This window comes from Dyadobacter sp. NIV53 (assembly GCF_019711195.1).
In the GTDB taxonomy this organism is placed as follows: Bacteria; Bacteroidota; Bacteroidia; order Cytophagales; family Spirosomataceae; genus Dyadobacter.
The window spans coordinates 4,495,607-4,521,738 of record NZ_CP081299.1; the positions used below are offsets into that span (position 1 = coordinate 4,495,607).

At 41.3% G+C, this 26,132-nt stretch carries 17 protein-coding genes; 5 read left to right on the forward strand and 12 right to left on the reverse strand.

The genetic code is table 11. The features are described 5' to 3' along the window. The first annotated feature begins 16 nt into the window (after positions 1-16). On the forward strand, positions 17-4,243 hold the full coding sequence (locus tag KZC02_RS18435) for a M4 family metallopeptidase (protein ID WP_221390048.1): 4,227 nt from the start codon (positions 17-19) through the stop codon (positions 4,241-4,243). 80 nt (positions 4,244-4,323) lie between these two features. Here KZC02_RS18435 and KZC02_RS18440 read toward each other — a convergent pair whose 3' ends face one another. Further along, a complete protein-coding gene (locus tag KZC02_RS18440) occupies positions 4,324-4,860 on the reverse strand; it encodes a hypothetical protein (protein ID WP_221390049.1) in 537 nt (178 codons plus the stop codon). A gap of 231 nt (positions 4,861-5,091) precedes the next feature. Here KZC02_RS18440 and KZC02_RS18445 point away from each other — a divergent pair, with 231 nt between their 5' ends. Further along, positions 5,092-6,525 carry a glycoside hydrolase family 125 protein gene (locus KZC02_RS18445; protein ID WP_221390050.1) on the forward strand — a complete coding sequence of 478 codons (1,434 nt, stop codon included), beginning with the start codon at positions 5,092-5,094 and terminating at the stop codon, positions 6,523-6,525. Between the two features lie 77 nt (positions 6,526-6,602). Here KZC02_RS18445 and KZC02_RS18450 read toward each other — a convergent pair whose 3' ends face one another. The 3 genes from KZC02_RS18450 to KZC02_RS18460 all read right to left on the reverse strand — a co-directional run bounded on the left by KZC02_RS18450 (position 6,603) and on the right by KZC02_RS18460 (position 9,202). Further along, a complete protein-coding gene (locus tag KZC02_RS18450; protein WP_221390051.1) occupies positions 6,603-7,463 on the reverse strand; it encodes a pirin family protein in 861 nt (286 codons plus the stop codon). Positions 7,464-7,715: 252 nt separating this feature from the next. Further along, positions 7,716-8,528, reverse strand: a complete 813-nt coding sequence (locus tag KZC02_RS18455; protein WP_229253665.1) for a sugar phosphate isomerase/epimerase — start codon at positions 8,526-8,528, stop codon at positions 7,716-7,718. Positions 8,529-8,770: 242 nt separating this feature from the next. Further along, positions 8,771-9,202: a hypothetical protein gene (locus KZC02_RS18460; RefSeq protein ID WP_221390053.1), complete on the reverse strand. Its 432-nt coding sequence runs from the start codon at positions 9,200-9,202 to the stop codon at positions 8,771-8,773. A 339-nt stretch (positions 9,203-9,541) separates the two neighbouring features. Here KZC02_RS18460 and KZC02_RS18465 point away from each other — a divergent pair, with 339 nt between their 5' ends. Further along, a complete protein-coding gene (locus KZC02_RS18465) occupies positions 9,542-10,402 on the forward strand; it encodes an AraC family transcriptional regulator (RefSeq protein ID WP_221390054.1) in 861 nt (286 codons plus the stop codon). A 58-nt stretch (positions 10,403-10,460) separates the two neighbouring features. Here the strand turns inward: KZC02_RS18465 and KZC02_RS18470 are convergent, their stop codons facing one another. The 4 genes from KZC02_RS18470 to uxuA form a co-directional block, all read right to left on the reverse strand. Continuing rightward, positions 10,461-11,900, reverse strand: a complete 1,440-nt coding sequence (locus KZC02_RS18470; protein ID WP_221390055.1) for a Gfo/Idh/MocA family protein — start codon at positions 11,898-11,900, stop codon at positions 10,461-10,463. Positions 11,901-12,083: 183 nt separating this feature from the next. Continuing rightward, positions 12,084-12,923 (reverse strand): ThuA domain-containing protein, encoded by an 840-nt coding sequence (locus tag KZC02_RS18475; RefSeq protein ID WP_221390056.1) that lies wholly within the window; start codon positions 12,921-12,923, stop codon positions 12,084-12,086. A gap of 30 nt (positions 12,924-12,953) precedes the next feature. Beyond that, the gene (locus KZC02_RS18480) at positions 12,954-13,748 is read right to left on the reverse strand and encodes an SDR family NAD(P)-dependent oxidoreductase (RefSeq protein ID WP_221390057.1); all 795 of its coding nucleotides are present in this window, start codon (positions 13,746-13,748) and stop codon (positions 12,954-12,956) included. Between the two features lie 90 nt (positions 13,749-13,838). Then, complete coding sequence (uxuA, locus tag KZC02_RS32530; RefSeq protein WP_221390058.1) at positions 13,839-17,126, reverse strand: mannonate dehydratase; 3,288 nt, start codon at positions 17,124-17,126, stop codon at positions 13,839-13,841. 102 nt (positions 17,127-17,228) lie between these two features. Between uxuA and KZC02_RS18490 the strand changes: the two genes are divergently transcribed. Together KZC02_RS18490 and KZC02_RS18495 are read left to right on the forward strand one after the other, a co-directional pair. After that, positions 17,229-18,311 (forward strand): SGNH/GDSL hydrolase family protein, encoded by a 1,083-nt coding sequence (locus tag KZC02_RS18490; RefSeq protein ID WP_221390059.1) that lies wholly within the window; start codon positions 17,229-17,231, stop codon positions 18,309-18,311. Between the two features lie 54 nt (positions 18,312-18,365). Then, positions 18,366-18,920 carry a Uma2 family endonuclease gene (locus KZC02_RS18495; RefSeq protein WP_221390060.1) on the forward strand — a complete coding sequence of 185 codons (555 nt, stop codon included), beginning with the start codon at positions 18,366-18,368 and terminating at the stop codon, positions 18,918-18,920. A 28-nt stretch (positions 18,921-18,948) separates the two neighbouring features. On the opposite strand, the gene KZC02_RS18500 is transcribed toward KZC02_RS18495, so the two are convergent. From KZC02_RS18500 to KZC02_RS18515, 4 genes are all read right to left on the reverse strand, one after another. Further along, positions 18,949-20,247 (reverse strand): DUF3748 domain-containing protein, encoded by a 1,299-nt coding sequence (locus KZC02_RS18500; RefSeq protein WP_229253666.1) that lies wholly within the window; start codon positions 20,245-20,247, stop codon positions 18,949-18,951. 90 nt (positions 20,248-20,337) lie between these two features. Beyond that, on the reverse strand, positions 20,338-22,560 hold the full coding sequence (locus KZC02_RS18505) for a hypothetical protein (RefSeq protein ID WP_221390062.1): 2,223 nt from the start codon (positions 22,558-22,560) through the stop codon (positions 20,338-20,340). A gap of 63 nt (positions 22,561-22,623) precedes the next feature. Beyond that, positions 22,624-23,796, reverse strand: coding sequence for an exo-alpha-sialidase (locus KZC02_RS18510; RefSeq protein ID WP_221390063.1), 1,173 nt, complete (start codon positions 23,794-23,796; stop codon positions 22,624-22,626). A 127-nt stretch (positions 23,797-23,923) separates the two neighbouring features. Continuing rightward, positions 23,924-26,122, reverse strand: coding sequence for a two-component regulator propeller domain-containing protein (locus KZC02_RS18515; RefSeq protein WP_221390064.1), 2,199 nt, complete (start codon positions 26,120-26,122; stop codon positions 23,924-23,926). Between the last annotated feature and the right edge of the window lie 10 nt (positions 26,123-26,132).

Sequence of the window (26,132 nt, forward strand, 5' to 3'; positions counted from 1 at the left end):
TTCAATTAAAACGTATATGAAAAACAATTTACAAATTGCTTTTTATTTGATGTTTTGTACCTTAACATCATTCGCTCAGAATGCAGTAAAAAGTAAAATCGATGAATTTGTTGCGAAAACGGGCGCTGTACCAACAGTTGACAAAGCAACCAAATCTATTAGCTTTATCAGGTTTCCTTCGGGCAGAGCTTTGAAACTTACCGGCGGATCAGTTCAGGATAGAGCCATTTCATTTTTAAAATTGAATCCCGATTTGTTTGGGATCCAGCCGCAGAAAGATACCTATCTGGTAAAAGAGAGCAAGCGGGACAACTATGGACTGGAACACGTTGTAGTACAGCAGTATTACAAAGGAGTGCCTGTTTTTGACGGTATTTTGAAATTCCATTTTAATAAATCGGCCGATCTTGCCTCGCTGAATGGAAATTTTATTCCGGTTACCAAGCTGAACCCAACCCCTTCTGTTTCAAAGGATGAGGCGGGCAGAATTGCGATGAAGTATATTACAGGGAAAAAATGGGGGAACCTTAAAGCCCCTTTAAAAGTAAAACAAAACAATCTGTATGTATTTCAGAAAGGTTTGGCACAAGGTTACCAGGGTGCTACTCATCTGGTGTATGAAGTAGAAGTAAGGAACGATGCAGATATACGGGAATTTCTGTACATAGATGCGCATACAAAGGCTTTGGTAGAGCAATTTACTGGTATGCATAGTATAGATAGAAAACTGTATGACCAGACTTACGATCCTGCCAACCCATCAGAGAATCTTATTTGGAAAGAGGGAGATGCTTTTCCGGGTGAATTAAACGTATGGCAACGATCGGAAATAGAGTCGGCGAACCAAATTTATAATTTAATGAAAAATGCTTTCGGCTATGTATCATACGATAATGCGGATGCAGCAATGATTACGACACATAATAATCCCGATATTAATTGTCCTAATGCGAACTGGGGAGGCGGAACTGCAAATTATTGTGATGAAATTGCATCTGATGACATAGTCGCACACGAATGGGGACATGCCTATACTGAATATACCAGTGGGTTGATATATGCATGGCAGTCCGGTGCATTAAACGAGTCTTATTCTGATATATGGGGTGAAACCGTTGATCAGCTAAATGGTTATTTTGATGGTGATGAAAGTAATGTACTCAGAACAGGATGTTCAAGTTCAGACCGGTGGAGAATAGGTGAACAGGCGATTGCTACAAATGGTGCCTTCCGGGATATGTGGGATCCTACCTGTGATGGTAATGCAGGTAAAGTTTCAGACACTCAATACTGGTGTTCAAGTGCTGATGCTGGTGGCGTCCACTTAAACTCCGGTGTGATGAATCATGCATATGCTCTACTGGTCGACGGTGGTACTTACAACGGACAGACAATTACTGGTCTTGGATTTACAAAAGCTGCACATATTTTTTGGCATGCGCAGTTTAACTATATGACAAAAACCACTGATTTTGCTTCGCAGGCTGATATTCTGGCAGCCTCATTGCAGGCCTTGATCGGAGAGGATCTTCAGGGTTTATCTACTTCGGACACCGCTCCTGGTTCTTCCGGAGAAGTGATTACTGAAGAGGATGCGGAACAACTGGAGAAAGTATTGATGGCAGTGGAGTTGAGAAGAGAACCCAATTGTGACTTCGAACCATTGTTTGAACAGGTGGCAGATATTTGTATCGGTGGATTGGAAGAGAATGCTATTTTTTACGATGATTTTGAATCCGGGATTGCTGCATGGACTGTTTCTAACAATGGAAGTGAGGAAACCTGGACGCCACGTAACTGGGTACTGAATGAAACTGCACCTGGTGGAAGATCTGGTAAAGTTATGTTCGGAATTGATTTGGATACCGGAAATTGTACGTCCAACCTTCAAAATGGCATTATTAGTTTTATCAGCCCGCAAATAACGATTCCTGAAGATGCATCCGGGCCTTTTAACATGGCTTTTGATCATTTTATATCATTAGAATCACTTTATGATGGCGGTAATATCAGATACAAAATCGGAAGCGGGGAATGGACTCTCGTACCAACATCCGCATTTATAGCAAACGGATACAATCTGACATTGGCAACGGAAGAGGAAGACAACACCAATCCTTTACAAGGCCAGCCAGCTTTTTCAGGCGCCGACGAAGGGTCAGTTACAACATCGTGGGGACAAAGCCGTATTAACCTGAGTGCATTGGGACTGGATGATGGTGAAACGATCCAGTTTCGATGGGATCTGGGTACGGATGGATGCAACGGATGGGATGGCTGGTATATTGATAATGTGCGCGTTTATTCCTGTGCTGCTACATCTGTACAATTTGCTGCAACTGCAACAGTTGCCAATGAAGCAGAAGCTACTATTAGCAGGCCTGCACCTGCGGAATGTCTGACATACGTTGAAAAAATTGTTAAGGTACAAATTAATAAAGCTCCGTCAGCTCCCGTAACCGTAACGATTAAGTCCGCAGGAACGGCTACGCTGGGTACCACCGCTGATTATAATCTCACACCCGGTACATTTACTTTACAGGCAGGAAAATTATCGCAGGATGTGAAAGTGAGGATATATAACGATGCCTATGTGGAGGAAAATGAAACCATTGTACTGACTTATTCACTGGAAGGAGGAGATGCTTTTCCGGAATCGTTTAACCAGCAGCATACACTTACCATTGTAGACAATGATATTGAGCCTGGTGTTATAGCCGTGGAAGCACTTTCAGTCAATTTTAATACAGGTTTGCCAGAGGATTGGACGGTTGTTGATGAAGGAGAATATCCGGAAAACTGGGCAGTTGTACAATCTGATGGTGTAGCACTGGATCCTGACGGACGGCCATTTTTATTTATTAACAGTGATGCAGCTGGTCCTATAGAATTGAATAAAATTGTAGAATCCGCCCCATTCAACTCTATTGGTATGAAATCTATTAAACTTTCTTTCCTGGAATATTTCGAGATATTTGAGGGTGAGGATGATTTTGATGAAGAAGCAACGGTCGATGTTTGGGATGGTTCTGAATGGCATAATCTGCTGACAGAAACAGAGCAAACCGGTACATCAGGATCATGGAGCGTCCCGGTTCTGAGAGATATATCAATTCCTGTAGAATATGCCAATGCTGCCATGAAGGTCAGGTTCAGGTACAAAGCATTCTGGGACTTCTGGTGGGCTATAGATAATGTAAAAGTATCCGGTACCATTCCTACACAAATAGAAAGTGAAGTAACGTTAACGCCGGATGAGCAATATCTGGGGCCTAATGCCACTGCCGTATTCTTTGACCAGGCTTCGGGTAATGTAATTGCTAAAATCAAAAACCTGACAGATCATGACTATGGCTGTACGACGGTTCAGATAGACAGGGCAGGAGAAGACGAAACACCCTGGCTGTTGACTTATAGTATTACCAAAAAGACATTCAAAGTCACGCCGACTTTCAATAATCCAAATGGTAAATATGAGATCACGCTTTATTACAAGGCTTCTGAACTGCCCAACTTTAATGGAGGCGATATAACTTCTATGGGCAAAAGCCCGGGAAGTATCGGAGCCGGTAATGTCGCGAATGGTTCATTTGCCGAGGTACAGATGACTTCTGCATTCAATACTGACTTTGCCTTCACATCAACTTTTGATTCGGGCTTTTCAGGTTTTGGATTGTCGGATGCACCGCCGGTTGGGCCTCTTCCTGTGACACTTACCAAGTTCGAAGGAAAGCATACGGATGAAGGAAATGCATTAAACTGGGAAACGACGAGCGAGGTGAACAGCGATTATTTTGTACTCGAACGGTCTGCGAACGCAAGAAACTTCACAGAAATTTCCAAAATTTCAAGTGCAGGAAATTCGGCTGTCCGCAATACTTATAAGTATACCGATATTCATTTTGGAAAAGGGCTTAATTACTACCGTTTGAAACAAGTTGACAGGGACGGGAAGTTTGCTTACAGCAGAATAGTAGTGATCGATGCCGCCAATCTGAAAGAACTGGTATATTTCCCAAATCCTGTACAGGCGGTATTGAACATTAATTTGCCGGATGCTGATATGAAACAGGTGAGCATGAAAATTATTAATTCGGCAGGACAAATAGTAATGACGAAAGAGAAAGTGAAAGCAAGCAAAGGAACCGTATCGCAGGATATGAACAAATTACCTGCTGGTATTTATCAGATAATAATATCTGACGACAAAGCGAGCTATAACTTCTCGATAGTCAAATTGTAAACCAGTTAGTTTACGTTGTAATGAAAAAAGCCGTTTTGCAGATTTACTGCAAAACGGCTTTTTCATGATTTTAACAGTTATTATTTCACTCCCGATTTTATTCCTGAAAGCCAGCCTGAAATTTCAATAGCGGCCTGGTCTTTATTTTGCCTTTCCCAGTCTCCTGTTTCATTCAATAAAATTGAAACATAAACCTGCTTTTTCCGGTCGAACCGATAGGCGTAATAGCTTGTTATACCCTGGTCATTTCCACCTGATGCAGGTTTTGTATATTCTGATGTACTGATAGCCGGAATTTTTTCTGCATAATTTTTAAGTATTGATGCATCTACTTTTTTATCAGTCATCACAGTTTTTGCAATATTCTCCTTGATTTCGGATGTTGTGAGCATACCCCTGGTTGAATCAGCTACATTCCACCTTGCAGGATTTTCATAAGTTCTGATATTGCCATCCTTATCGATCACAAAACCCTCTCTTGTTGTATTCCAGGCATAATTACTGTGGGCCACCTCAAAATAAACTTCCGGCTCATCTGCCACTGTAATGTTATCTTCAATACAGCCAGAGAAAATAATCAACAGCAGAAAAGGCAAATATATGGTTTTGGTTTTCATACAGGTAACGTTTTAATATCTATAAAATTAACGAAAAATACTTTTAATTTCAATCACATTTGAAATTTTGCTGTCAAACGTAGTATTATATAATTATCTGAATATTAATATGTTGCAGATCTTGTTTTTGAGTAAATCACATACAAGCAGGATGTACGGATCACTTCGTAATTATTTTTCCTAAATTGCCCGTCCTTAATTTTTCAAGATTTAAATATTATTCCAAACCCTATGTTTCAACGCAGAACATTTATAAAAACCAGTGCATTGGCAGTGGCTGGAATTGCCGCTTCAAACTGGTCTTTTGCAAAAAGTGCAGCAGCCGATTTTCCGGTGGTTCGCATTCCGGCTGATAAACGCAGTTTTACCAGTCCGGCAGTGGAAGCGACGATCACCAGAATGAAAAAAGTGATCAAAGATCCTGAACTGGCCTGGTTGTTTGAAAACTGTTTTCCTAATACAATTGATACGACGGTTCATTTCAAACCCATTGATGGTAAAGCTGATACTTTTGTCATTACCGGTGATATTGATGCAATGTGGCTTCGCGATAGCACTGCACAGGTTTGGCCATATCTGCCTTTGTTGAAAGAAGACGCACATTTAAAGGAAATGGTAGCCGGGCTGATCAACCGTCAGACGAAGTGTATCATCATTGATCCTTATGCCAATGCATTTTACGACAGCCCCAAAAAAAGTGAATGGACGTCGGATCATACAGAAATGAAACCGATGTTACATGAAAGGAAATGGGAACTGGATTCACTTTGTTATACTATCAGGCTGGCTTACAATTATTGGAAAACTACCGGTGATACCGCACCATTTGATGCAGATTGGCTGAAAGCAATGCGCCTGATCCTGCAAACCTGTAAGGAACAGCAAAGGAAAGAAAATCATGGCCCGTATAAATTCGGCCGTACTACTGCCTGGTCGACCGACACAGTTCCTGGTAATGGTTATGGAAATCCGATAAAGCCAAATGGTTTGATCGCCAGTACGTTCCGGCCTTCGGATGATGCAGCAATGTACCCGTTTTTTATTCCTTCCAATTTCTTTGCAGTAGTATCTTTCCGCGAAGTAGCTGAACTTTTGGAAAAAACAGGTTCGAAAGATGCCAAACTTGCTTCTGATTTTAAAGCACTTGCATCGGAAGTGGAGAATGCATTACAGAAATATGCTGTTTATCCGCACCCTCAATTTGGTAAGATCTATGCCTTTGAAGTGGACGGTTTTGGTAACTATTTACTGATGGATGACGCAGGTATTCCCGGTCTGATCAGTATGCCTTATCTGGGTGCCGTTTCGGTTAAAGATCCTGTTTATGTCAATACCAGAAAATTTGTGCTGAGTGATTCCAATCCTTATTTTTTCAAAGGGAAAGCCGGGGAAGGCTTAGGCAGCCCGCATACATTGATTGATCAGATATGGCCGATGGGAATTATTTCGCGTGCTATTACTTCAACCAGTGATGCTGAAATTGAAGCACAACTCAAACTGCTCAAAACCACACATAACAACACAGGTTTTATGCACGAATCCTTTGACAAAAATGACCAGTCCAAATTCACGCGTAAATGGTTTGCCTGGGTCAATACTTTATTTGGAGAATTGATCCTGAAACTGGAAAAAGAAAGGCCGCACTTATTGGCGAAGGTTTATTGATGAACAATGAAGATAAAAGCCTGTTTATTAATGTAAAACAGGCTTTTATCTTTATTGTTCATACAAATTTTAAAATCTTAATGCTTCCAGCTGCCAAATTTCCCCTGCTGGTAATCGGCATAAGCTTCGCGGATTTCTTTTTCTGTATTCATTACGAATGGGCCCTGTGCTACTATAGGTTCATTGTTTGGTAAGGCATGGCCAATCAGCAACAAGCTGTTTTCCAGTGCTTTTACTTCAATCATTCCTTCTTCAGTATCGAATTCAACCAATTCCAGTTTGTAAATATTTTCTCCATTCACATTCACTTTTCCGCTTATAAGATAAAAAAGTACAGATCTGCCTTCTTCGATAGTAATATTGAAAACCCCTTCATTTTTAAACTGAATGGTCGCAAGATGTACGTCAGCCAAAGATTGAATACTACCGTTTTCTCCAGCCCAGCTTCCTGAAACCGCATCCACAGTTACCCTGCCTTCGTCCAGTACAATATGCGGGATATCGTCGCTTTGTAATCCTGTATATGCCGGATCTATGTTCTTTAATTTTGCTGGTAGATTGACCCAAAGTTGCAGGATCTCAACATTCCCGCCATTTTTAAGAAATTCTTTTGAAGAGTTTTCAGCGTGTATAATTCCTTTTCCCGCAGTCATCCATTGAACTCCGCCTGCTTCAATCTGACTTTTATAGCCTGTGCTGTCTGTATGCACAATATCTCCTTCAATAACGAAAGTAACGGTTTCAAAACCTTTATGTGGATGTGGGCCAAATGGTAATCCTCTGTTTTTAGCAGGATAGGTTTGCACTCCGTGATGATTCAGGAAAAGGAATGGTTCAAGATGATCGATAGGAACTTCGCGCGATGGCATGATGCGATAGGTAATTAATCCGCTTATGTCGGCGCGTTGTGCTCTGTATTTGCCCTTTACTTTTTTCATCTGATGTTAAATGTTTCTATAATAGCAATGCATTTAGAAACAGAATAGTTTAAAATTTTAATTTTGACAGTAAAAATGACAAGAAAAGCACGATCAGAACAAAAGCTAATTGCAGCTTTGGTTCTGATCGTGCCCGATATAATTATTTCTTTTACTTATTGCCGGCCTGAAACTGGTCGTGCCAAAAATGACATTTAAGACGTGTCTTTTAATTGGTTAGCATTGTAAGTAACCACTTGGTTTTAATAAAAACTAAATATTTGCCTTGATAAATGCCAGTCCGTCACGCATCAGCTGTTCTTCCGAATCAAACATTTTACGCCATATATTAGCTACCGGCAGTTTGGGGCTGAATGCTTCAATACTGATCCAGCCATCATATTTAATATCTTTGATTGCTTTGAAAATACCATCCCAATCCACATTTCCTTTTCCTGGGGTTGATCTGTCGTTCTCCGAAAGCTGTATGAATGAAATTCGGTCGCCGGCTTTTCGTATTGTATCTCCAATGTTTTTCTCCTCAATATTTGCATGAAAAGTATCAAACATAATGGTACAATTAGGATGATTCACTTCGTCCACAAAACGGATCAGTTCGTCCCCGCAGCTGGTCAGGTATAATTCAAACCGGTTCAGATACTCAAGGCCCAATGTGATATCCAGCGATTCGGCATAATCTGCTACTTCTCGAATCCCCTCAATTCCCCATTGCCATTCGTCTTTTGTTGCAGGTTTTCCTGTAAAAACACCCAATGCCGAATGAAACGGGCCCATCAGTTTGGTTGCTCCCAAAACCAGTGAGCAATCCAGCGCACTCTTAAGATGGCCAATGGTATGTCTGCGCATGGCAGGATCGGCACTTATCAGATGGGTATCAGGGCCGCAGATTGTATCGGTTTCACATTGTAATCCGAGGTCATCCAGTTTTTTCCGAAATTTAAACCAGTGCTCCGGATTAGTATTAAATATGGGAACTTCAACACCGTCAAATCCAATTTCTTTAATCAGTTCCAGGGTTGGGAAAAGGCTGTCATCAATTTGATTTCCCCAAAGGAGAAGATTCATACTAAATTTCATCAATATCAATTTTAACGGTTAATGCAAGCAGGGTTGGATTGTGCCGTGGTTAAACTATCGTACAATTTTACAACAATAAAATACCAAATAATTAACGGCAATTGATTAGAAGTGATTAAATATTGATTTGCAAAAGGTAATTTGTAGAATTAATGGCAAAATAAAGCTTATTAACAAAGTTAATAAGCTCATTTCATTCTCCCGGAACTAGTCGTTTTCTAACCAGAACACTACTTTTGTACCCGGTCAAAAATCAGCTGACTGTCATTATCACAGGATAAAATCAGCTTGTTTGATTTAAGATCGTAAATGTTCACGTGCGGCAGTGCGTTTATAAACAGATTTCCCCACGGGGTTTCCTTTCTTTCCGTACCGTCACCATCAAGTTGTATGGAGTTCAGTTGTGCAGTTTCGTAAAAACCGGTAAGGTAATTGGTGGAAGAAGTAGCTTCCAGTTCACCTTTTTCTTTAAAGGTGATACTTATATCATAAATACCATTTTTTTTAGAAGGCCTGTGAATTGTATCATTTTGCTGTACGACACTTTCGAGCAGCCAGTTGCCGGTAATTTCTTTGTCACTGTTCACAGTGGTGGCTGTTTTTCCACAACTGACCAATAGTGGGAAAATGATCGCAAAGATCCGGAATTTAACGTTTTTCATGTTTAAAGATATTTTTCTGACTGATATATAGGGATCACTTATGTTATTTAATCCGTTTCTGAGTGGGGTTTTTCGCTGCGTTATAATCCTGTTAAAAAGTATGCCGGAATTTGATTAAATTGATTATTCCTTATTAAATTATAACGTTGTATGAATGGTATTTCTTTTATTAATAATTAAACTCTTATTATATACATTTCACCAGAATTTAGAGATCTGTAAATTAGAAGTTACACTGGGTATTTTCTATTCAACGAATTAAAAGTATTTATAGACTTAATATTGATCAGTATTTTTACAAAATCTAATGCTTTTGATCAAAATAAAGTTATTGTAATTATGAAAGCGCCAATTCATAAAAATATTGAAAGCCAGGTTCGGACCGTGACTGTTCAGGAATTGAAAGAACCTCATTTTGATCCCAACTGGCATTTTCACCCGCATTACCAGCTGTTCACTGTTTTAGAGGGAACGGGGAAACGGCTGATAGGAGATTCCATCCATACTTTCGGGCCTGGTGATACCGTTTTTCTGGGACCCGATATTCCTCATTTATGGAGAAGCGATTCTGCTTATTTTAATTCAGATTCATCACTTTATACGCACGGCGTTGTTCTTTACTTTCAGGAAGATTTTTTAGGTAAAGATCTTTTGGACAAGCCCGAAATGCTTCCGATACGCCAGTTGCTTATTGATTCCAAAAGAGGTATTTCATATAAAGGAGCTCTTCAGGAACATGTATGTGCGGAGTTGATAGCACTGAAAAATATAGAAGGTTTTCAAAGTATCCTGCGTTTGTTAACGCTTTTGGACCGGCTTGCGCACGAAGAAGGAGGAACGCCTATTGCCAGTTATGGCTATGTAAACACCTACAAAATTTCGGAAACGGAGCGAATGCAGAAAGTTCATAATTATGTTTTACAGCATTTCTCGCAGGATATTCGTTTGGGTGACGTAGCCTCACTGGCCGGAATGAGTGAGGCGGCTTTCTGCCGTTATTTCAAAGCCAGATCCAACAAAACTTTTATCGATTTTGTGAATGAGATCAGGATCGGCCATGCCTGTAAATTGCTTCTGGAAGATCAATGGACTATTGCCCAGATCGCTTATGACAGTGGTTTTGATTCGCTATCTAATTTTAACCGGAATTTTAAAAGATATATCGGGCATACGCCTCGGGATTATAAGGGGAATTACTGAATAGAAGACATTCCAAGTCCCAAAGACGGGGACGCCTGGACCTGGAATGTCTGCCGAGCTACCCCTTCACATAATTCGTACCATAAGGCCCGCGCTGAGGTCTGGATAACATTGCACTTGCCTCGGCATCGTCTATAAAATCTTCTTTTTCAGGATTCCATTTCAATTTTCTTTTCAGTTTCATAGCCGTATGTGCAAGCAGGCAGGCTGTGCAGGAACGCTGCGCGATTTCAGCATGACTGATCGTTTGTTTACCACTTTGAATACTTTCAATCCAGTTCTGGTGCTGTTCCGGGCTTTCATATAAATGGATTTCATCCTGCTGGATAACTGATCCGAGGATTTTAGGGTCACTGGCGTAAAATGCTTCATTTTTCTGGCCGGGAGCAGCGGCTCCCGGATCGGATGAAGTAACACCTACATTACCACGGGAAACGAAGATCCAGCCATCAGTTCCTTCAAATTTAATACCATTCGGATTCGTTCCGCCGATTTCCATTTCTACGCCATTTGCATATTTGGAGTGAACCAGAAAATCGCCATGAACGTCCCATAATCCGGAACCGGGTGCAGGAAAAGAAGCTGTACCTTCAATTTCAATGGGCCCTGTAAGTTCAGTGTCCATTCCCCAGTGCGCAATGTCAATATGATGTGAACCCCAGCCGGTGATCATCCCTGCACCAAATTGCTCCAAACGTAACCATCCCGGACGTTCATTTAGGGGGTCAGTCTGGGAATGTACGCGGTCTTTGGTATAATAAATTTCAGGCGTGGAACCCAGCCACATATCATAGTTCAGGTTAGGCGGAACAGGCATTTCTGTTGTAATTCCACCAGCCGGGTCACCCGGTAATCCAACATATACTTTTTTAAGTTTACCAATCCGCCCGTTCCTTACCAGCTCGCAGGTTCTTTTAAATTGCGGCCATGGATTCATAGAACGCTGTTGGCTTCCAAGTTGAAAAATGACCTTTTTCTTAATGATCATGTCTGCCATCATGCGCCCTTCCTTAATGGTAAGAGAAGTCGGTTTTTGCATATAAATGTGTTTGCCTGCTACGGCCGCCTCCATGGCAGGTTGCGCGTGCCAGTGGTCGGGTGTACTGATTATGACAGCATCAATATCTTTTCTTGCCAAAAGTTCATGATAATCATCGTACGTTTTTACTTCCAGATATTTCTCTTTTCCGGTACGCTCTGCATATTTCTTTTCAATCCAGATTTTACCATTTGCCAGCCGGTTTTTATCCAGATCGGCCACGGCAATTACGTGTGCTGCCTCATTTTTAATTACTTCGGGTAAATCGTGTGAGGATCCGATCCTGCCAAAACCAATCTGCCCGATATTGATTTTGTTGCTTGGTGCATTTTTCCCAAAAACACTCGAAGGTACAATGGCCGGGAACATGGATGCTGCAATAATACCTGCTGTGCCGGTGGCTGCTTTTTTTAGGAAGGATCTTCTGTCCTGGTTATTTTCTTCTGTGATATTTTTCATTGGACTTAGGATTTAATGTCTTGGTGTATATAATTGCCGGGTGATGCGCAATATTCGTCGGCGTATTTCCCGTATTCGCGGAATTTCGCGTATTTCCCGAATTTCCCGAATTCGTCGAATTCCCCGAATTCGCCGGGTGGTGCCCGACTTTGAGATATATAGGCCTTTCAGGCTATTTTTGTTTTACCTTTTTTTTATTTCATCGTTTGGGGTGGTGGCGTAGGCTTTGCTGTAATTTCTTGGTTTTTGCGGCCCGATTGCCCATTCAATTCCACCTAATATATGTTTTCTCAGATCCTCCTTTTCGTAATCTGTTTTTTCGTGACCAATGGACGTATAAAATGCGCGCCCTCCATCGTACTCATGCCACCAGACAGATGGAAATATAGTACCAAAAGTATCAAGTGCTTTTCCTCCTGGTTTTTGAATTGTAGTCAGATCGTTAACTGCAAGAACATTCAGGTTTACGCCCAGTTCTTTCAAAAAATAACATTCATCAACAGGGCGTTCCCAGCGCTCAGGCAAATGTGTTAGAGAAGGATTTTTGGCATCCAGCACTTTTACCGTGAAACTTTGTCCGGGTTCATGCCAGAAAAATGTTCCGCCAAGCAGATCTTTAAACCATCTCCATTTTCTTTCCGTACCTGATGCCGAATGTAACCCGACAAAATTTCCGCCTGCCTGAATGTATCGCATCAAAGCAACACGCTGTTCATCAGTATCAAAGACATCATTGTTGGTGTTTGAAAAAACCAGTGCATCATATTGTTTCAGATTTTCATCCGTAAATTTTGCAGGATCATCACTCGCATCAACGGTAAAGCCATGTTGTTTTCCCAGCTCCTGAATTGCTGTGACGGAATTGGCAATATTATCATGTACGTAACCCTTTCCGTTTTTGGTATAAACCAATATTTTTACTTTATTCCACCTGATCTTTTGCGCATAAGAATAATTCAGAGAAGTGGTTACAATAACTAGTAACAAACAGATCAGGTGGTTCAGATATTTTGTTTTTTTCATCAGGTACTGAATTATATGTTTTTTGAAATCTTAAAAACCAATTGAGTTGCCTCCGTCTACCGGAAGTGAAACACCGGTAATAAACTTTGCAGCAGGCGATGCCAGAAAAACTACTGCCCATCCCACGTCATCAGGTTTTCCCCAGGTTCCCATAGGCGTGCGGTCCATGGCTTTGTCCCGGCGTGAAGGATCGCCGTTCATGGCTGTGAGCATCATCGGTGTTTCTATAAAACCCGGTGCAACTGCATTTATCCTCACATTGTACGGAGAAAATTCAGTCGTCAGCGCTTTTACCATTCCGCCAACAGCTGATTTGGATGCGGTATAAGCCACTACACGGTCAATTCCGTACAAGGCAGCCATAGAAGTGATCATAATAATGGAGCCTTGCTTTCGTGCAATCATCCGCTTTCCGCATTCTCTTGTTATAGAAAATACAGCATGCAGGTTGGTTTGTATAATCCGGTCAAAATCTTCGTCTGTAACTTCTATGGCATGTTTTTTCATATTAATGCCGGCATTATTAACCAGAATGTCAATCGGGCCAAGCGCGTCTTCAATGTCGGCAATGAGCTGTGGTATGGTTTCCAGTTTGGTCACATCATTCACGAAATAACTGGCTTTTGCTCCCAACGATTTTACCGCTTCTTTAAGCACTTCTTCCCGCCGACCAGTGATGACAACTTTTGCTCCCGCTTGTATCATGCATTGGGCTATGTAAAAACCAATTCCACTGCCACCGCCGGTAATTAGTGCCAATTGGCCTTCGAGGGAAAAAACGGAAGAAGAAGATTCTTCATTCGCACTATTTGTTACAGAAATCATTCGATTTATTAAAATATAAGTCTTTGAACCATTTAAACCACAATCAAATTTTAATCCGACAGCGGACAGCGGACAGCCGACAGCCGACAGCTATTTCAACTGATAAGTCCGTGTTATTTCCTTTACTTCGCTCAGTGTTCTTTCCGGCTTTATATAGGGTAGTGGAACAGGCATTTTTGAAAACTTCTGAAAATATAAAACACAGGCATCGCGCCACCACAAAGCTTCACGTTGCTGAACGGAAAGCCTGCCGGAAACATCCGCAAAAATATCAGGGTCAACCATTGGTTTTACTTTATTCCAGCTTTCCTGCATCACTGATACAGATTTCGCACCTTCATAATAACGATAGCAAAGTTCGTCCCAGAGTGATCTTCCGGATGCTAATTTCTTATTCCAGGCCACATGATGAAACCAAAGTAAATAGGGTAGTGGGCAGGTTTCAGGATTTTCCCATTGCTTCTGAGTTTCAGCGGAGTATTGGTTCAATGCATTGTTACCGGTTTTTGTGCGGTCGAATCCAATCCCGTTTGGGTCCGCTTTGTGGTAATAAATAGCAGTCCAGTCAGGCCGTGCACTTTTTTCTAACCAGGGTTCGGGGCCAAAATGTAGATTTTGCCCCATCAGATGATGCAGACCAAGCGGTGTTGTGAAATTGACGTAGTTTTCTCTTGAACCGGATAATAGACCTGTGATAACTTTGACTGCTTTTGGCTCTTGTGTCAAAGTCATTTTTGTCCATTCTTCCGCAATGGTTTCCGAAGTTAGTGTATGATCCCAGGCGAGTCTGCCGAATGCATACCAATTCGCTTGTCCGATTGTATGTCCCGTCCAGTTCCGGTCTGAGCCTGTGTTGGCAACTCCTGCTATGGCTGTTTTTTCATATTTATGTAAGCTGCCGTCAACGACTTTCGCAACACTTGATCCTTTTCCACTTGCATAAGTATCAGCATCAAGGCATTCTTTAAACAATGGGGCGAGGAAAACAAAATTAGTTGTAAATCCCAGATATTCCTGTGTAATCTGAAATTCCATAGCCAAAGGCGTTTTAGGCATGGCTCCAAAAAGCGGACTGAATGGTTCACGAGGCTGAAAATCAATCGGGCCATTTTTAACCTGTACCATTGCATTGGGTTTGAACTGCCCATCCAAAGGTTTAAACTCGTCATAAGCTGCCTTGAAACGGTCTCCATTTGCGTCGGCTTTGTAAACAAAGGCACGCCAGATTACTACACCATTAAAAGGTGCCAATGCATCGGCGAGCATATTTGCTCCATCTGCATGGTTGCGTCCGTAATCCTGCGGCCCGGGCTCACCTTCTGAATTTGCTTTAACCAAAAAACCTCCAAAATCAGGAATAGCGGCGTAAATTTCTTTTGTTTTTTCGATCCACCATTGTTTCACTTTTGGGTCAAGCGGGTCGGAAGTTGTTAGTCCGCCCAATATTTTAGGAGCCGCAAAATTGATCGACATAAAAACCTTAATTCCATATGGACGAAATACGCCGGCCAAGGCCTTTACTTTCGGTAAGTATTCTGGAGTCAGAAACCGGGCGCTTGCATTAACATTATTGACTACCGTACTATTTATTCCGATTGAAGCATTCGCTCTTGCATAATCCTGATATCTCGGATCGAGGCGTTCGGGTAATTCAAACCATTTCCAAAGTGAAGATCCGGCATAACCACGTTCAATAGTTCCGTTAGGATTATCCCAATGATTAAGCATCCGAAGCTGTATTTTCGGACTCGACGTAATGTCGATCTTATCCACCGAATTTCCGGTTTGTATTTGTGTCAAAAATGCAAAACTGCCGTACAACAATCCCTTATCGCTTTTGGCAGCAATAATAAAGTCAGAACCATTTTTATAAATATGGTAACCTTCGTCATTTGCCAGTTTTTCAGAAGGATTTATTCTTAAAAAAATATTTCCACCTTTCGGTAAAGATTTCAACTGGATTGATATTTTCTTTCCTAGCAATCCTTGCAAACCTGATTGCAATTCATCCGTCGCTGTTTTGCTAACCGGACTAATTTTATCAACAACAATGGCATTGAGTGCTAATGCATATTCTTTTCTTTTAGCCTCGTTTTTGATCAGATCGTATTTTAACCACAAGCGATAACCGTCGTCGGCAAAAGCTGTATAGCTGAAAAGCGTACATATAAGCAAAATACTTAACTGAAAAGAACGCCGGATTGCCATTTCCAGTCCGCGTAATTCAGCCAGTGCCTTCAGCCTGCCGATGGCTGAATAACCGGGATAAGTTTTTTTGTGCAGATCGTCCAGCATTTGAAAACCATGATCCGGGCGCATTGGTAATTCATATTCGGTATAGCCCGAATCTTTTCGTTTTTGTTCTTCTTCCAGTAAAGCTTTTACCACTTCATACATGTCCACATCGCCGTTCAGATGCGGAGCTTCATGGAAATTTCTGGTTCCCGGTTCCCTTTTAGTGGTACGCAAATGAACAAAGTGTATTCTGTCGCCAAACCGGTTTATGATATTCACTAAATCGTTATCAGCTCTTACGCCCAAAGATCCGGTACAAAATGTGATACCATTTGCGCGCACATCACTTGCATGCATCAGCTGTTCAAAATCTGCTTCTGTACTTACTACTCTCGACAAACCTAATAATGACCTCGGTGGATCGTCCGGATGAATACACAGATTAATACCCAGTTCCTGAGCAAACGGAGCGACCTGTTTTACAAAATAATACAGGTTTTCACGCAGCTCTTTATCACCTATATTTTCATATTCATCCAGTACACTCTGGAAAACAGTCAGATCAAACGCTTCCTCTGAACCGGGAAGTCCAAGCAAAACAGTATTGGTCAGTGTTGCAATTTCCTCTGTCGACATGCTCCGGAATTTATTATAGGCAGATTCCTGGATCTCAGGTTCATAATCAAACCCTGCGTTAAGCCGTCTGAGAATATAGAGATCAAACAAAGCAAAATCTTCCCAAACGAAACGTAATGTTTTATGTCCCTCCGGCAAAATGTAATCAAGCTGCGTACGCGACCAGTCCAGTACTGGCATGAAGTTGTAGCAAACCGTTTTTATACCGCAAGTCGCCAGATTCTGAAGAGATTCTTTGTAGTTTTTAATATATAATTCCCTTGTTGGAAGTCCTTTTTTAATATGTTCATGAACAGGAAGGCTTTCAACAACAGACCAATTTAGGGGAGTATATTGCTGATTTCCAGCCTCAATAATTCGTTTTCTTTCTTCTATTGCTTCAACTGACCACACATCACCAACAGGGATCTGGTGTAATGCGCTTACAATTCCCGTGCATCCGGCCTGACGAATATCCATTAATGAAACCGGATCATTGGGGCCGAACCAACGCATGGTATGTATCATAAAAATAAAGTCAGTAATAAAGGTTCTGTATGGAGTAAGAGACGCAATTGGTAAGAATTGCCCTTACAGGTAAAGAAATTGAATAATTTCCTTTTACTAAATATGAAAAACATACTGTTCCTTTTATTCATAAGTTGCACTGCCACAGCTCAAAGTGATTTGATCGATATCTCATTAAAGCCTTTCTGGAAAGGGAAAACGATGTATAATGAATCGGTACTGATGATTTCGAAAGAGGGAAAACCAGCAGAGGCGCAACTTTTGTTTAAGCCAAAACATATTCTTTCCGTCAGAAATTCTGCATTAAACATTGAATACAAGAAAGATGTAGATTGGGAATATAAGGATGGAAAACTTAAACTGATGCCTGGTTCAAGCGCAGTTTATATGACCAATGATGAGTTATATCCGGATTCGACAAAAAATGTATTTCCTAAAAAAGGCGGAGGAAAAGTTTTGTTCCACGAAGGTTCTTACTTTCATGAGCATCAATTGGCCATAACTTATAAACATGCCAAAAACGGCTGGAAGGGCGTTATCCCAATTTTTCAGGGTGAAAATCTGCCTCATACTATTGAGAAATTGAAACTTAAACAGGCCATACATTTGCTGCTTTATGGTGATAGTATTGCTGCCGGAGCCAATGCCAGTGGAAAATCCAGCGCATCTCCCAATTTGCCGGACTGGGGAAACCTGATTACCGAAAAATTGAAACGATTTTATAAAGCTTCGGTAACATTTACCAATACGGCAGTTGGTGGAATGGATTCAAAATGGGGGAAGAATAATGTACAGAAACTGGTTGCCGACCACAATCCGGATCTGGTAATTATTGCATTTGGTATGAATGACGGAACCGGAAAAATGGAGCCTCAGCAGTTTAAAGCTAATATCCAGGAGATTATCGAGCGTGTTAAAGAAAATAATAAAAACACAGAATTTATCCTGGTAACTCCGATGCTTCCAAATCCTGAATCATTTTTTACAGGAACACAGGCTGAGTTTAAAAGTGTTCTGGAAGAATTAACAATGCAGGGAATTGTACTTGCAGACATGACAACAGTACACAGGGAATTACTGAAATACAAATCGTATCAGGATATGACGGGCAATAATATAAACCATCCCAATGACTTTTTGATCCGCTGGTATGCACAGGAAATTGTGGGTATTTTGGTTCCCTAAATTCAATTTCTGATTTAATTAAAAAATCAGTATTTTTGAAAAAAGCAGAACATTATGGAAGCGGTAGCTGAAAAACTTTATACTCTGGAAGAATACCTTGCCTTTTGCGAAACGCATGAAGGACGTTTTGAATATGTAAACGGAGAGATTATAGAGATGTCAGGAGAATCAGTTACAGCTAATCAGATTGCGGGAAATATCCATTTTTATTTACGTGGGTTACTTACAGGACAATCTTATATTTTTATTCAAAATGCGGTTAAATTACAGGTGCAGGAAAGCAAAGTTTTCCGTATACCTGATTTTTTGATTTTTAGAAAAAGCGGGAATAAACTTAAATATGCTACCGAACCGGTTCTTATTGTGGAGGTTATTTCTGAAAGTACTGCGAAAACAGATCGTACAACTAAATTAAACGAATATCGGTTATTACCTTCTCTCCAGTATTACCTGATTGTTGAACAGGAAAGTTGTTTTGTAGAAATCTATATTCGTGAAGGAGAACGGTGGTATGTAGAGTTTTATGACAAGTTAGACGAGAGTATTGCTCTGCCCTTTTTCAATATAAACATGCCGGTAAGTACAGTTTATGAAGAAATTCTCTTTTAGATTGAATTACGCCTTTGTATTAGTACTATCAATTAATCTCCCTCACAAAAATCTGCTGAGCAGAGTCTTTTCCATTTTTTATCAAACGATTAAAAGCAATCGTCTTTCCATTGGGTGACCATACTGCATTAGTTGGTGCAGGATTTGTTGGTTTTGTTATTATTTCAAAACGTTCTTTAAAATCATAGTTTCCCAATTTGCATAAAACGTAACTTCCATTCCAAACATAACTTACGCGTTGGCCATCAGGATGCCAGCGTATATTTCCTGATACATCAGATCCATGTTCAGTTAATTGAACCGGTTTTCCTCCATTGGGAGAAATTATAAACACCTGCTGAATCCCGTTTTTGTCGAAAGCCATAAAAGCCAGATAACCGCCATCCGGCGAAGATCTTACAATTCCTGAACAACCTGGTTTCTCTGAATTGGCTGTGTAGGTAAGTCTGCGTTGCAGAGTCCCCTTCGGCGGCATTGGCAATGTAGTTTTTGTTCCTTCAAGCGGCCCATGTTCGCCTGGCTGTGTAATATCTTCCGGTATATCCACAATGAAAACTTCGGGCACCGCTTTGTTTTTTTGACCCGGAACTGTTCCTAAAAAAGCTCTTGCTATTTGTCTTTTGCCAACTTTATTGATGTAGCCATTTTGCCCAACCCAACTGTCGCCCGCTGCATTACTGATCTCGTCGGTTCCCGGCGTTGGTTCAGGCACTACGCGGACCACCAGTGCACTGAACCACGTTCCGGAAATATTTTCACTATTCTGATCAACAATAACAGGTTTTATTTTTTTTGAAACACCAATAGTTCTCAGGTTCTGTTTTGTGCCGGTTGAATCTTCCAATGCCTTCATGATCGCATCATTGTAGGTAAATCCAATCCATTGTCCGTTGCCGCTCCATTCGTGCCGATGCGTCCCGCCACGTAAAGCTCCGGGTGTATAGGGAAATGTCATATCGCGTGCATCCATAAAGATCGGAACATTCGGATCAGAATCTTGCACAATAACGCCAGTCCGCCGCCATTGCTGATAGGGATTTGCCTCACTACTGCTCGCCAGGCCGTGAATAAAAACCACAGAATTTTCCTTTGGATTGTAACTTACTGCACCCGCTCCGGGTCCCCAGACCTGGTTGTTTTTTATTTCGTACAGAATCCTTTTTTCACCGGTAAGAATATTAACTTTTTCAATTTTTGAGGAGGCCGCAATACCACCGCTGTCAGTACGCGTATCATACACTAACCATTCGCCGTCGGGAGAGAAATTGTCATTATTGTCCAGATCGTGATGATAGCTCAGATCATTGGTAATTTGTTTTTCTTCCAAATCCGGTTTTGTTTGACAGGAATTTATAAATGTGGCTGCTGCAATAATTAAAATCGAATTTATAAATAAAGAGGACATATTCGCTGAAAATTATTTTTTGACCGGCGCACTAATCACTTTTAGATAGCGCCCCATCCAGTAAGGCAATAGCCAGATATCGCCGGCACTGTGTTCCGATTCGCCGTTCCCGCCATTACGATCCAGATTAAACATATTCGCGTTATGCCTTTGTATCGGTCTTTCGTCTGGTGGAAGCACTTCTTTTATAGTTTGTTTACGAAAATTATCATCGGTCATTTCAATATCTTTTCTGTGGCTATTCCGGATTCCCCAGTCGATCAGATCCAGCGGATGTTCCTGTAAATACCAGACAGCCTCTTTCAGGTCAAATTCTTTGGTTCCGGTCAAAGCAGTGAAAATATTCCATGCACCTTCCTTTTCGGCTCTTTCTGCCTTCCAGTGATCAATAATTGATTCTTTGTATTTTGCTTTCAGTGTATCATTGAACGCATAACGGTACAAACCCCAATAGCCCAGAAAGTACATTTCATCGTCCGAATGGTTCCAGCCGTCGGACATATGTTTGCTGTGCTCATCGGCGTCTTCCGGTGCTTTTCCAATGAAATCCATCGTACGCATCATGTTTTCCAGGTAACCATATTTGGTCATCAGCTCAAAAGCTTTGGTCTTGTATTTTTCTTTTTTTGTAAAATGATAAGCTGTCTGGAGCATGGCTACAATGTTGGAAGAATTCAGTTTTCTGTCGCCGACGTTAAGCGGAAACGCATTGACATACTCAGAGTTCCACTTGCCCCACATTGTAGGTTTTCCGTCAAAATCAATCAGATACATATCGTTTTTTACAATATGTGACATTACAGTGTCGATCAGGGCAACAGCGCGTTTTTTCAGGTTTACATCATCAACCAGCTCAGCCATAGCTCCGAATGCGAAAATGTGGCCGATTATTTCATCGCTGCTCGTAGTCGATTTCCAGTCCCATTCTTTTTCAGGTGAATGCTGCCAGCGATCGGAGTCACTTAACTGATCGATATTGCCGGCTCTTTCGAATGATCTGGCAGGAAAACCGGGTAATCCGGTAATGGAATACAATCTTTCCATTGCATCCAGTGATTCACGGCAATTCTGAAGTGCAACGGGATCCTTGGTTACGCTGTACCGGAAAATTTCACCGCCTAAATACATGGAAGTCCAAAGGCCGTCATTGTCAGAATCTTCCATAAAACCGGTAGATAATTTGCCGTGATCCATTCCCCTGACCGAGGCATTGAAGCCATTCCTGATATGTCTCGATCTTACCTGTTCTTCATAGTACATGGCTTTTTCTTCCAGTGTCATTTCTTTAAATGCTATTTGTCCAAGCCCGGCAGAAGTTAATAGCAGTACAGAATTTTTTGGGCCTTCGGAAATATGCAAAACCCTGTTGCCAGGTAACCAGCGTTCACCATTATAATAATCAAATTTACCATCAGAACGTAACGAAAAAGCTCCTTCGTTTGATCCAAACCAGGTTTTATTATTTATTTCTTCAACTGCAGTTATGCTGGTAACCGGAAGTTTTTTTTGGATTTCTCCTGTTTGCTTTTTTGAAGAAACGCTGAATTTTATATATCCATCGGTAGTACCAATAATGATATTCTGGTTATTCTGGATTAGATCAAAAGCAGTGAAATTAGCCCCGTCCAGAAGCTTAGTCAGTTTAGAACTGTTTACATTAAAAGTATAAAGTGATTTTTTTCCAAGAACCCAGAACTGATCTGTATTTTCCTGAAACCGGATTGCAATCACCTCATCGTCCTGTAAAGTACCATTCCAGAGATTTTTGGAATCTTTAATCAGCTGCAAAGATTTTCCGTCGGAAATCATAAATGTAAAATCCTTCCCTCCTTTAAATAAATGTGCATGAGGTAGTGTATGGGAAGAAAATAACTTTCCGGCCCAGGCATTACTGAACACAACCTTGTCTGTCAGATAAACCAGCTGATCCTGATAAGATCCGATTGCTGAGATTTTTTTATCTTTCATAAACCGGTAAGAATGATCCGGTTCAATACTGCCCTGATATAAAAATTGTCCGTCAGATGGATGCTGCAGGCCTTTGCTTGAAAGAATCTGAATAACACCATTGCGATCGGAATATGCCTGGATTGTTTTGAGCTTTGTTGTATCTGAATAGTATTTGATACTGTAATCCTGTAAGAACGGTTTATCATTATAAACAGATTGGGCAAAGACTTTGCAACGCGAAAAAGCAAACACGTACAGGAAGGATAAAAATAGGAGCTTGTTCATTTATGATATAGGTTTAGGTTTTTTTTACGTCATGAACGGGGACGTTCGCGCCATCCGCATCAATCAAATTTTATCAGGATCAACGACAACGTATATGATCGATTTTTTGTTTTTTTCAGGATGATGGGAATAAGTCATATGCAAAAGCCCGTCACTTGTTTGTATCAGTGAAGGATAGGAATAATTTCCTTTTCCGGACAAGTCGTTTTCAATAAAAAATTTCGATCTCCATGTTTTTCCCTCATCATCCGAAATTCGCAAACTAAGCCGATACCTGCCGTCGTCAATATCATTTCCCAGAAAAGCCCATTTACCATTTTTCAAAACCAGTAATTCCACACTGGCCGTATTAGGAATATCAGTTTTCTTTGTGGCTGTCCAGCTTTCACCCCGATCCGCAGATTCACTGAAATGTACACGCGTTGGTTCGTCGCCACTGTCGCGCATATATGCAATGAGGTTCCCGTTTTTCTTTTTAACAATAGCAGGCTGAATCGGCCCACGGCCAACTACCGGCAACCCCGGACGCCAGGTTGTGCCATGATCGTCTGAAATTGCCATAATGGAGAGGTTAAAGCCATCAGAATAAAGTGGTAGTACAATTCGTCCGTTTTCCATTAACAAAGGTTTGATCCGCGTCATCCAGCCAATGCTCCTTTTTCGCAAATCAGTGGCGGCTTCAATAATCATCTGATCATATTTAGGCGCATATCCTGCCCAGCCGGCATTGTTTTCAGGCAGATCTTTGAATTTTGATTTAATTTCATCTGCAAATTTTTGATCAGGTTTTAGTAAAATATTATCCTGCCAGTTCCATACAGGAGCGCCGTTTTTTTCATAGTCTACCGACGTCCTGAATCGTAAAATCGACTGTTCCCAAACGTTAGCCTGAACAGCAATCCATACCAGGAAAAGCTTTCCCTGGCCATTCAGGAATAAGACAGGGTTACAATCCGGAATATTGGGCGTATCAGCCAGCAGAAATGGCTCAGACCAGTTTTTTAACCCTTTTTTTAATTTTGAACCCATAATTTTTACGTCGTCTGCCGTTCGCTCACCACTACCCTGAAACCACGCTGCCAGAAAATCGCCGTTGGGAAGGCTAACCAGGCTGCTGCCATGCACATGCTGTTCCTGCTGCGGGAAAATAAGGGTTTGGGATACAATAGGAGAGGGCTGAGCCCGAACAAGCAAAACGGAAACAAAAAGAAACAGAAGCGTAAATTGTATTTTCATCTGATGGCGCGAACGTCCTGTTCGGGATGTTTATTTTAAGGCCTCCGGCCGGATTAATTTATTTCGTAAAAGGCCATTGGCCTTAAAATAGCTGTCACAAAGCCAGAGCTTCGCGCCATCTTCGCTATCATTTAATCATTCCCAGGTATCTTCCCATCCAGTACGGCAGCAACCAGAAAACCGGTTCACGTTCAGTATGCGGATCCCCGCCTGCCAGAGTCCATGGGTTTTTATCCCAGCGTACAGCCATTCTAAGGCTCGCCGGCTGCAATTCACTCACCTGTACATCTTCTAAAACCGGAGTTCTTACCACTTTAATATCTTCCCTTTTACTATGGTCTATCGGCCAGTCGATGAGATCAAGCGGTGTGTCGATTAAAAAATCTACGGAATTGTTCAATTCAGACTTTTTATCCAGGCTGTAATCATAGATAAAATTAATCAGCGGATTATGGTCAGCTTTTCTTTTTTCAAACCACTCTTCCAGATGATTCCGGTAAAAATTTAATCTTTCCGGATCTTTCTCACATTTCATTAAAATGGGATAGAGATATGCCTGTAAAACAACGTCGAAATAGATTAACCATGCCGGATTCTGTTTGGTTACTTCAGCCATATTTTCCAGATAGTGTTCCTCATTGATCAGCCTGAGATATTCTTTCTGGTATTTTTCCTGACCAGTCATATGATTGGCCAATTTCAGGAAAGTCAGCATTTCCATTGAATTCTGGTTCCGGTCCGGCAGCCATTCAGGGTCTCTGTTCAGCTTATCCGGCGACCACACCGACCAGCGCGTATGCGTTCCATCTATATCGACCAGATTCAGGTTATTTTTCATCAGATGATCCACAATGTCTGCAACATGAGCCGCAATGATTTTCTTTTCGGTTTCGTCTGCTACCAAAGTGTAATAGAAAAAATAACCAAACATATGACCGCACATTTCATCGCTGCTTGTATCACCTTTCCAAAGCCATTTACCATCCGCAGACTTATGCCACCGGATTTCAACAGGTTTGAATCTGGGCTCTTTCACCAATTCGTCTGCACGTTCTCTTTCTGTGAAAGTGCGGTTGCCGTCGTGTACACTTTTCCAGTCCGAAGGCACGATAGTTCTGGCAAAAAAGCCTGTTGTACCTGTTACCTCCTTCAATAATTTCAGAAAGCCAAAAGCCCTTTTCGCATTTTCCTTCGCTTCCCGATTTTTGGTAGCGGCGTACCTGAAACTTTCCATCGCCAGGTAATTCCCGGTATACTCTCCATCATTGTCATCATCTTCCGGTTTCCATGATGTGGTATCCCCCGCAATTTCCAGATGCGCCTGACCGGCAATCCATGGTGCACGGATGTGTCTTTTCATCAATACATCATAAAAAAAATCACTCTTTTGTGCCAATGTCATTTTCTTCTTTTTAATGACACTCACGCCCTGTTGTGTTGCAATCCATGCATTGCCATCCCGGTCAAACGCAATATCATTGACCTGGTCATCCATCAGCCAGCGCCTGGTAAATCGCACGGAATGACTTCCGTCTGCACGATAACGTACTAAGCCAGTCTGTGTACCAACCCACATGGAACTATCCGGAGCATATTTTACTGATGTTACATAAACAGAAGGTATTCCATTCTCAGGTTTCAATTCTTTCTCTTTTTTATTGTTTGCACGAATGGTAACTCCTCCCAATCCGCCAACCCATAATTTTTGTTCAGTATCAATTGCCAGGCCTTTTGCATAACCGCTTATCAGCTCATCTGCTTTATAATAATGCGTTGTTCCATTTTCCGTCCAATGGAATAAACCAACGTCGGTAGCAATCCAAAGCCCATTGTGATTGTCTGATATCACATCACGGACCGAACGTGAAATCTGATCTTTTTGCCTGATAAAACCATTTCCTTTGTCAATCCAGAAACCATTTGGCCCCAATACAAAGACCACTTTTCCGGTTATACAAATTGCCGATATCGGGCCAACCGGACCAGCAACTTTAGTCAGTTTATGGTTCTGAAAACGATATAATCCGTTCCAGACACCCAGCCAAACAACCCCTTTTTCAGCAGTTACAGCAAAAGCAGGGCCTTTGTCTTCTTTGGAAAGAATTTCAACCCATTTGTTCGTATTCTTTTTCTTTTGAAATATTCCAGCTTTCGTTGCAATCCAGATATCAGACTGATCATCTACGGTTATACTTCTAACTTCGTTTGCACCAGTCTGGCTATCAACAGGATAGGCTTCGTGATATTCCTGCCAGAACGCGACATCCTGATAATCCGTTTTTTCTGATACGGCTTCACGTTTTCTTTCACAAGAAATAAAGGCCAAACAAAGTAAA

What these genes read in the sequence shown, in the direction of transcription:
- KZC02_RS18460 (WP_221390053.1), bottom strand. Translation starts at nt 9,202, where the DNA reads ATGAAAAACGTTAAATTCCGGATCTTTGCGATCATTTTCCCACTATTG.
- uxuA (WP_221390058.1), bottom strand. Translation starts at nt 17,126, where the DNA reads ATGATACATACCATGCGTTGGTTCGGCCCCAATGATCCGGTTTCATTA.
- KZC02_RS18445 (WP_221390050.1), top strand. Translation starts at nt 5,092, where the DNA reads ATGTTTCAACGCAGAACATTTATAAAAACCAGTGCATTGGCAGTGGCT.
- KZC02_RS18490 (WP_221390059.1), top strand. Translation starts at nt 17,229, where the DNA reads ATGAAAAACATACTGTTCCTTTTATTCATAAGTTGCACTGCCACAGCT.
- KZC02_RS18480 (WP_221390057.1), bottom strand. Translation starts at nt 13,748, where the DNA reads ATGATTTCTGTAACAAATAGTGCGAATGAAGAATCTTCTTCTTCCGTT.
- KZC02_RS18440 (WP_221390049.1), bottom strand. Translation starts at nt 4,860, where the DNA reads ATGAAAACCAAAACCATATATTTGCCTTTTCTGCTGTTGATTATTTTC.
- KZC02_RS18470 (WP_221390055.1), bottom strand. Translation starts at nt 11,900, where the DNA reads ATGAAAAATATCACAGAAGAAAATAACCAGGACAGAAGATCCTTCCTA.
- KZC02_RS18435 (WP_221390048.1), top strand. Translation starts at nt 17, where the DNA reads ATGAAAAACAATTTACAAATTGCTTTTTATTTGATGTTTTGTACCTTA.
- KZC02_RS18450 (WP_221390051.1), bottom strand. Translation starts at nt 7,463, where the DNA reads ATGAAAAAAGTAAAGGGCAAATACAGAGCACAACGCGCCGACATAAGC.
- KZC02_RS18455 (WP_229253665.1), bottom strand. Translation starts at nt 8,528, where the DNA reads ATGAATCTTCTCCTTTGGGGAAATCAAATTGATGACAGCCTTTTCCCA.
- KZC02_RS18495 (WP_221390060.1), top strand. Translation starts at nt 18,366, where the DNA reads ATGGAAGCGGTAGCTGAAAAACTTTATACTCTGGAAGAATACCTTGCC.
- KZC02_RS18505 (WP_221390062.1), bottom strand. Translation starts at nt 22,560, where the DNA reads ATGAACAAGCTCCTATTTTTATCCTTCCTGTACGTGTTTGCTTTTTCG.
- KZC02_RS18465 (WP_221390054.1), top strand. Translation starts at nt 9,542, where the DNA reads ATGAAAGCGCCAATTCATAAAAATATTGAAAGCCAGGTTCGGACCGTG.
- KZC02_RS18475 (WP_221390056.1), bottom strand. Translation starts at nt 12,923, where the DNA reads ATGAAAAAAACAAAATATCTGAACCACCTGATCTGTTTGTTACTAGTT.
- KZC02_RS18510 (WP_221390063.1), bottom strand. Translation starts at nt 23,796, where the DNA reads ATGAAAATACAATTTACGCTTCTGTTTCTTTTTGTTTCCGTTTTGCTT.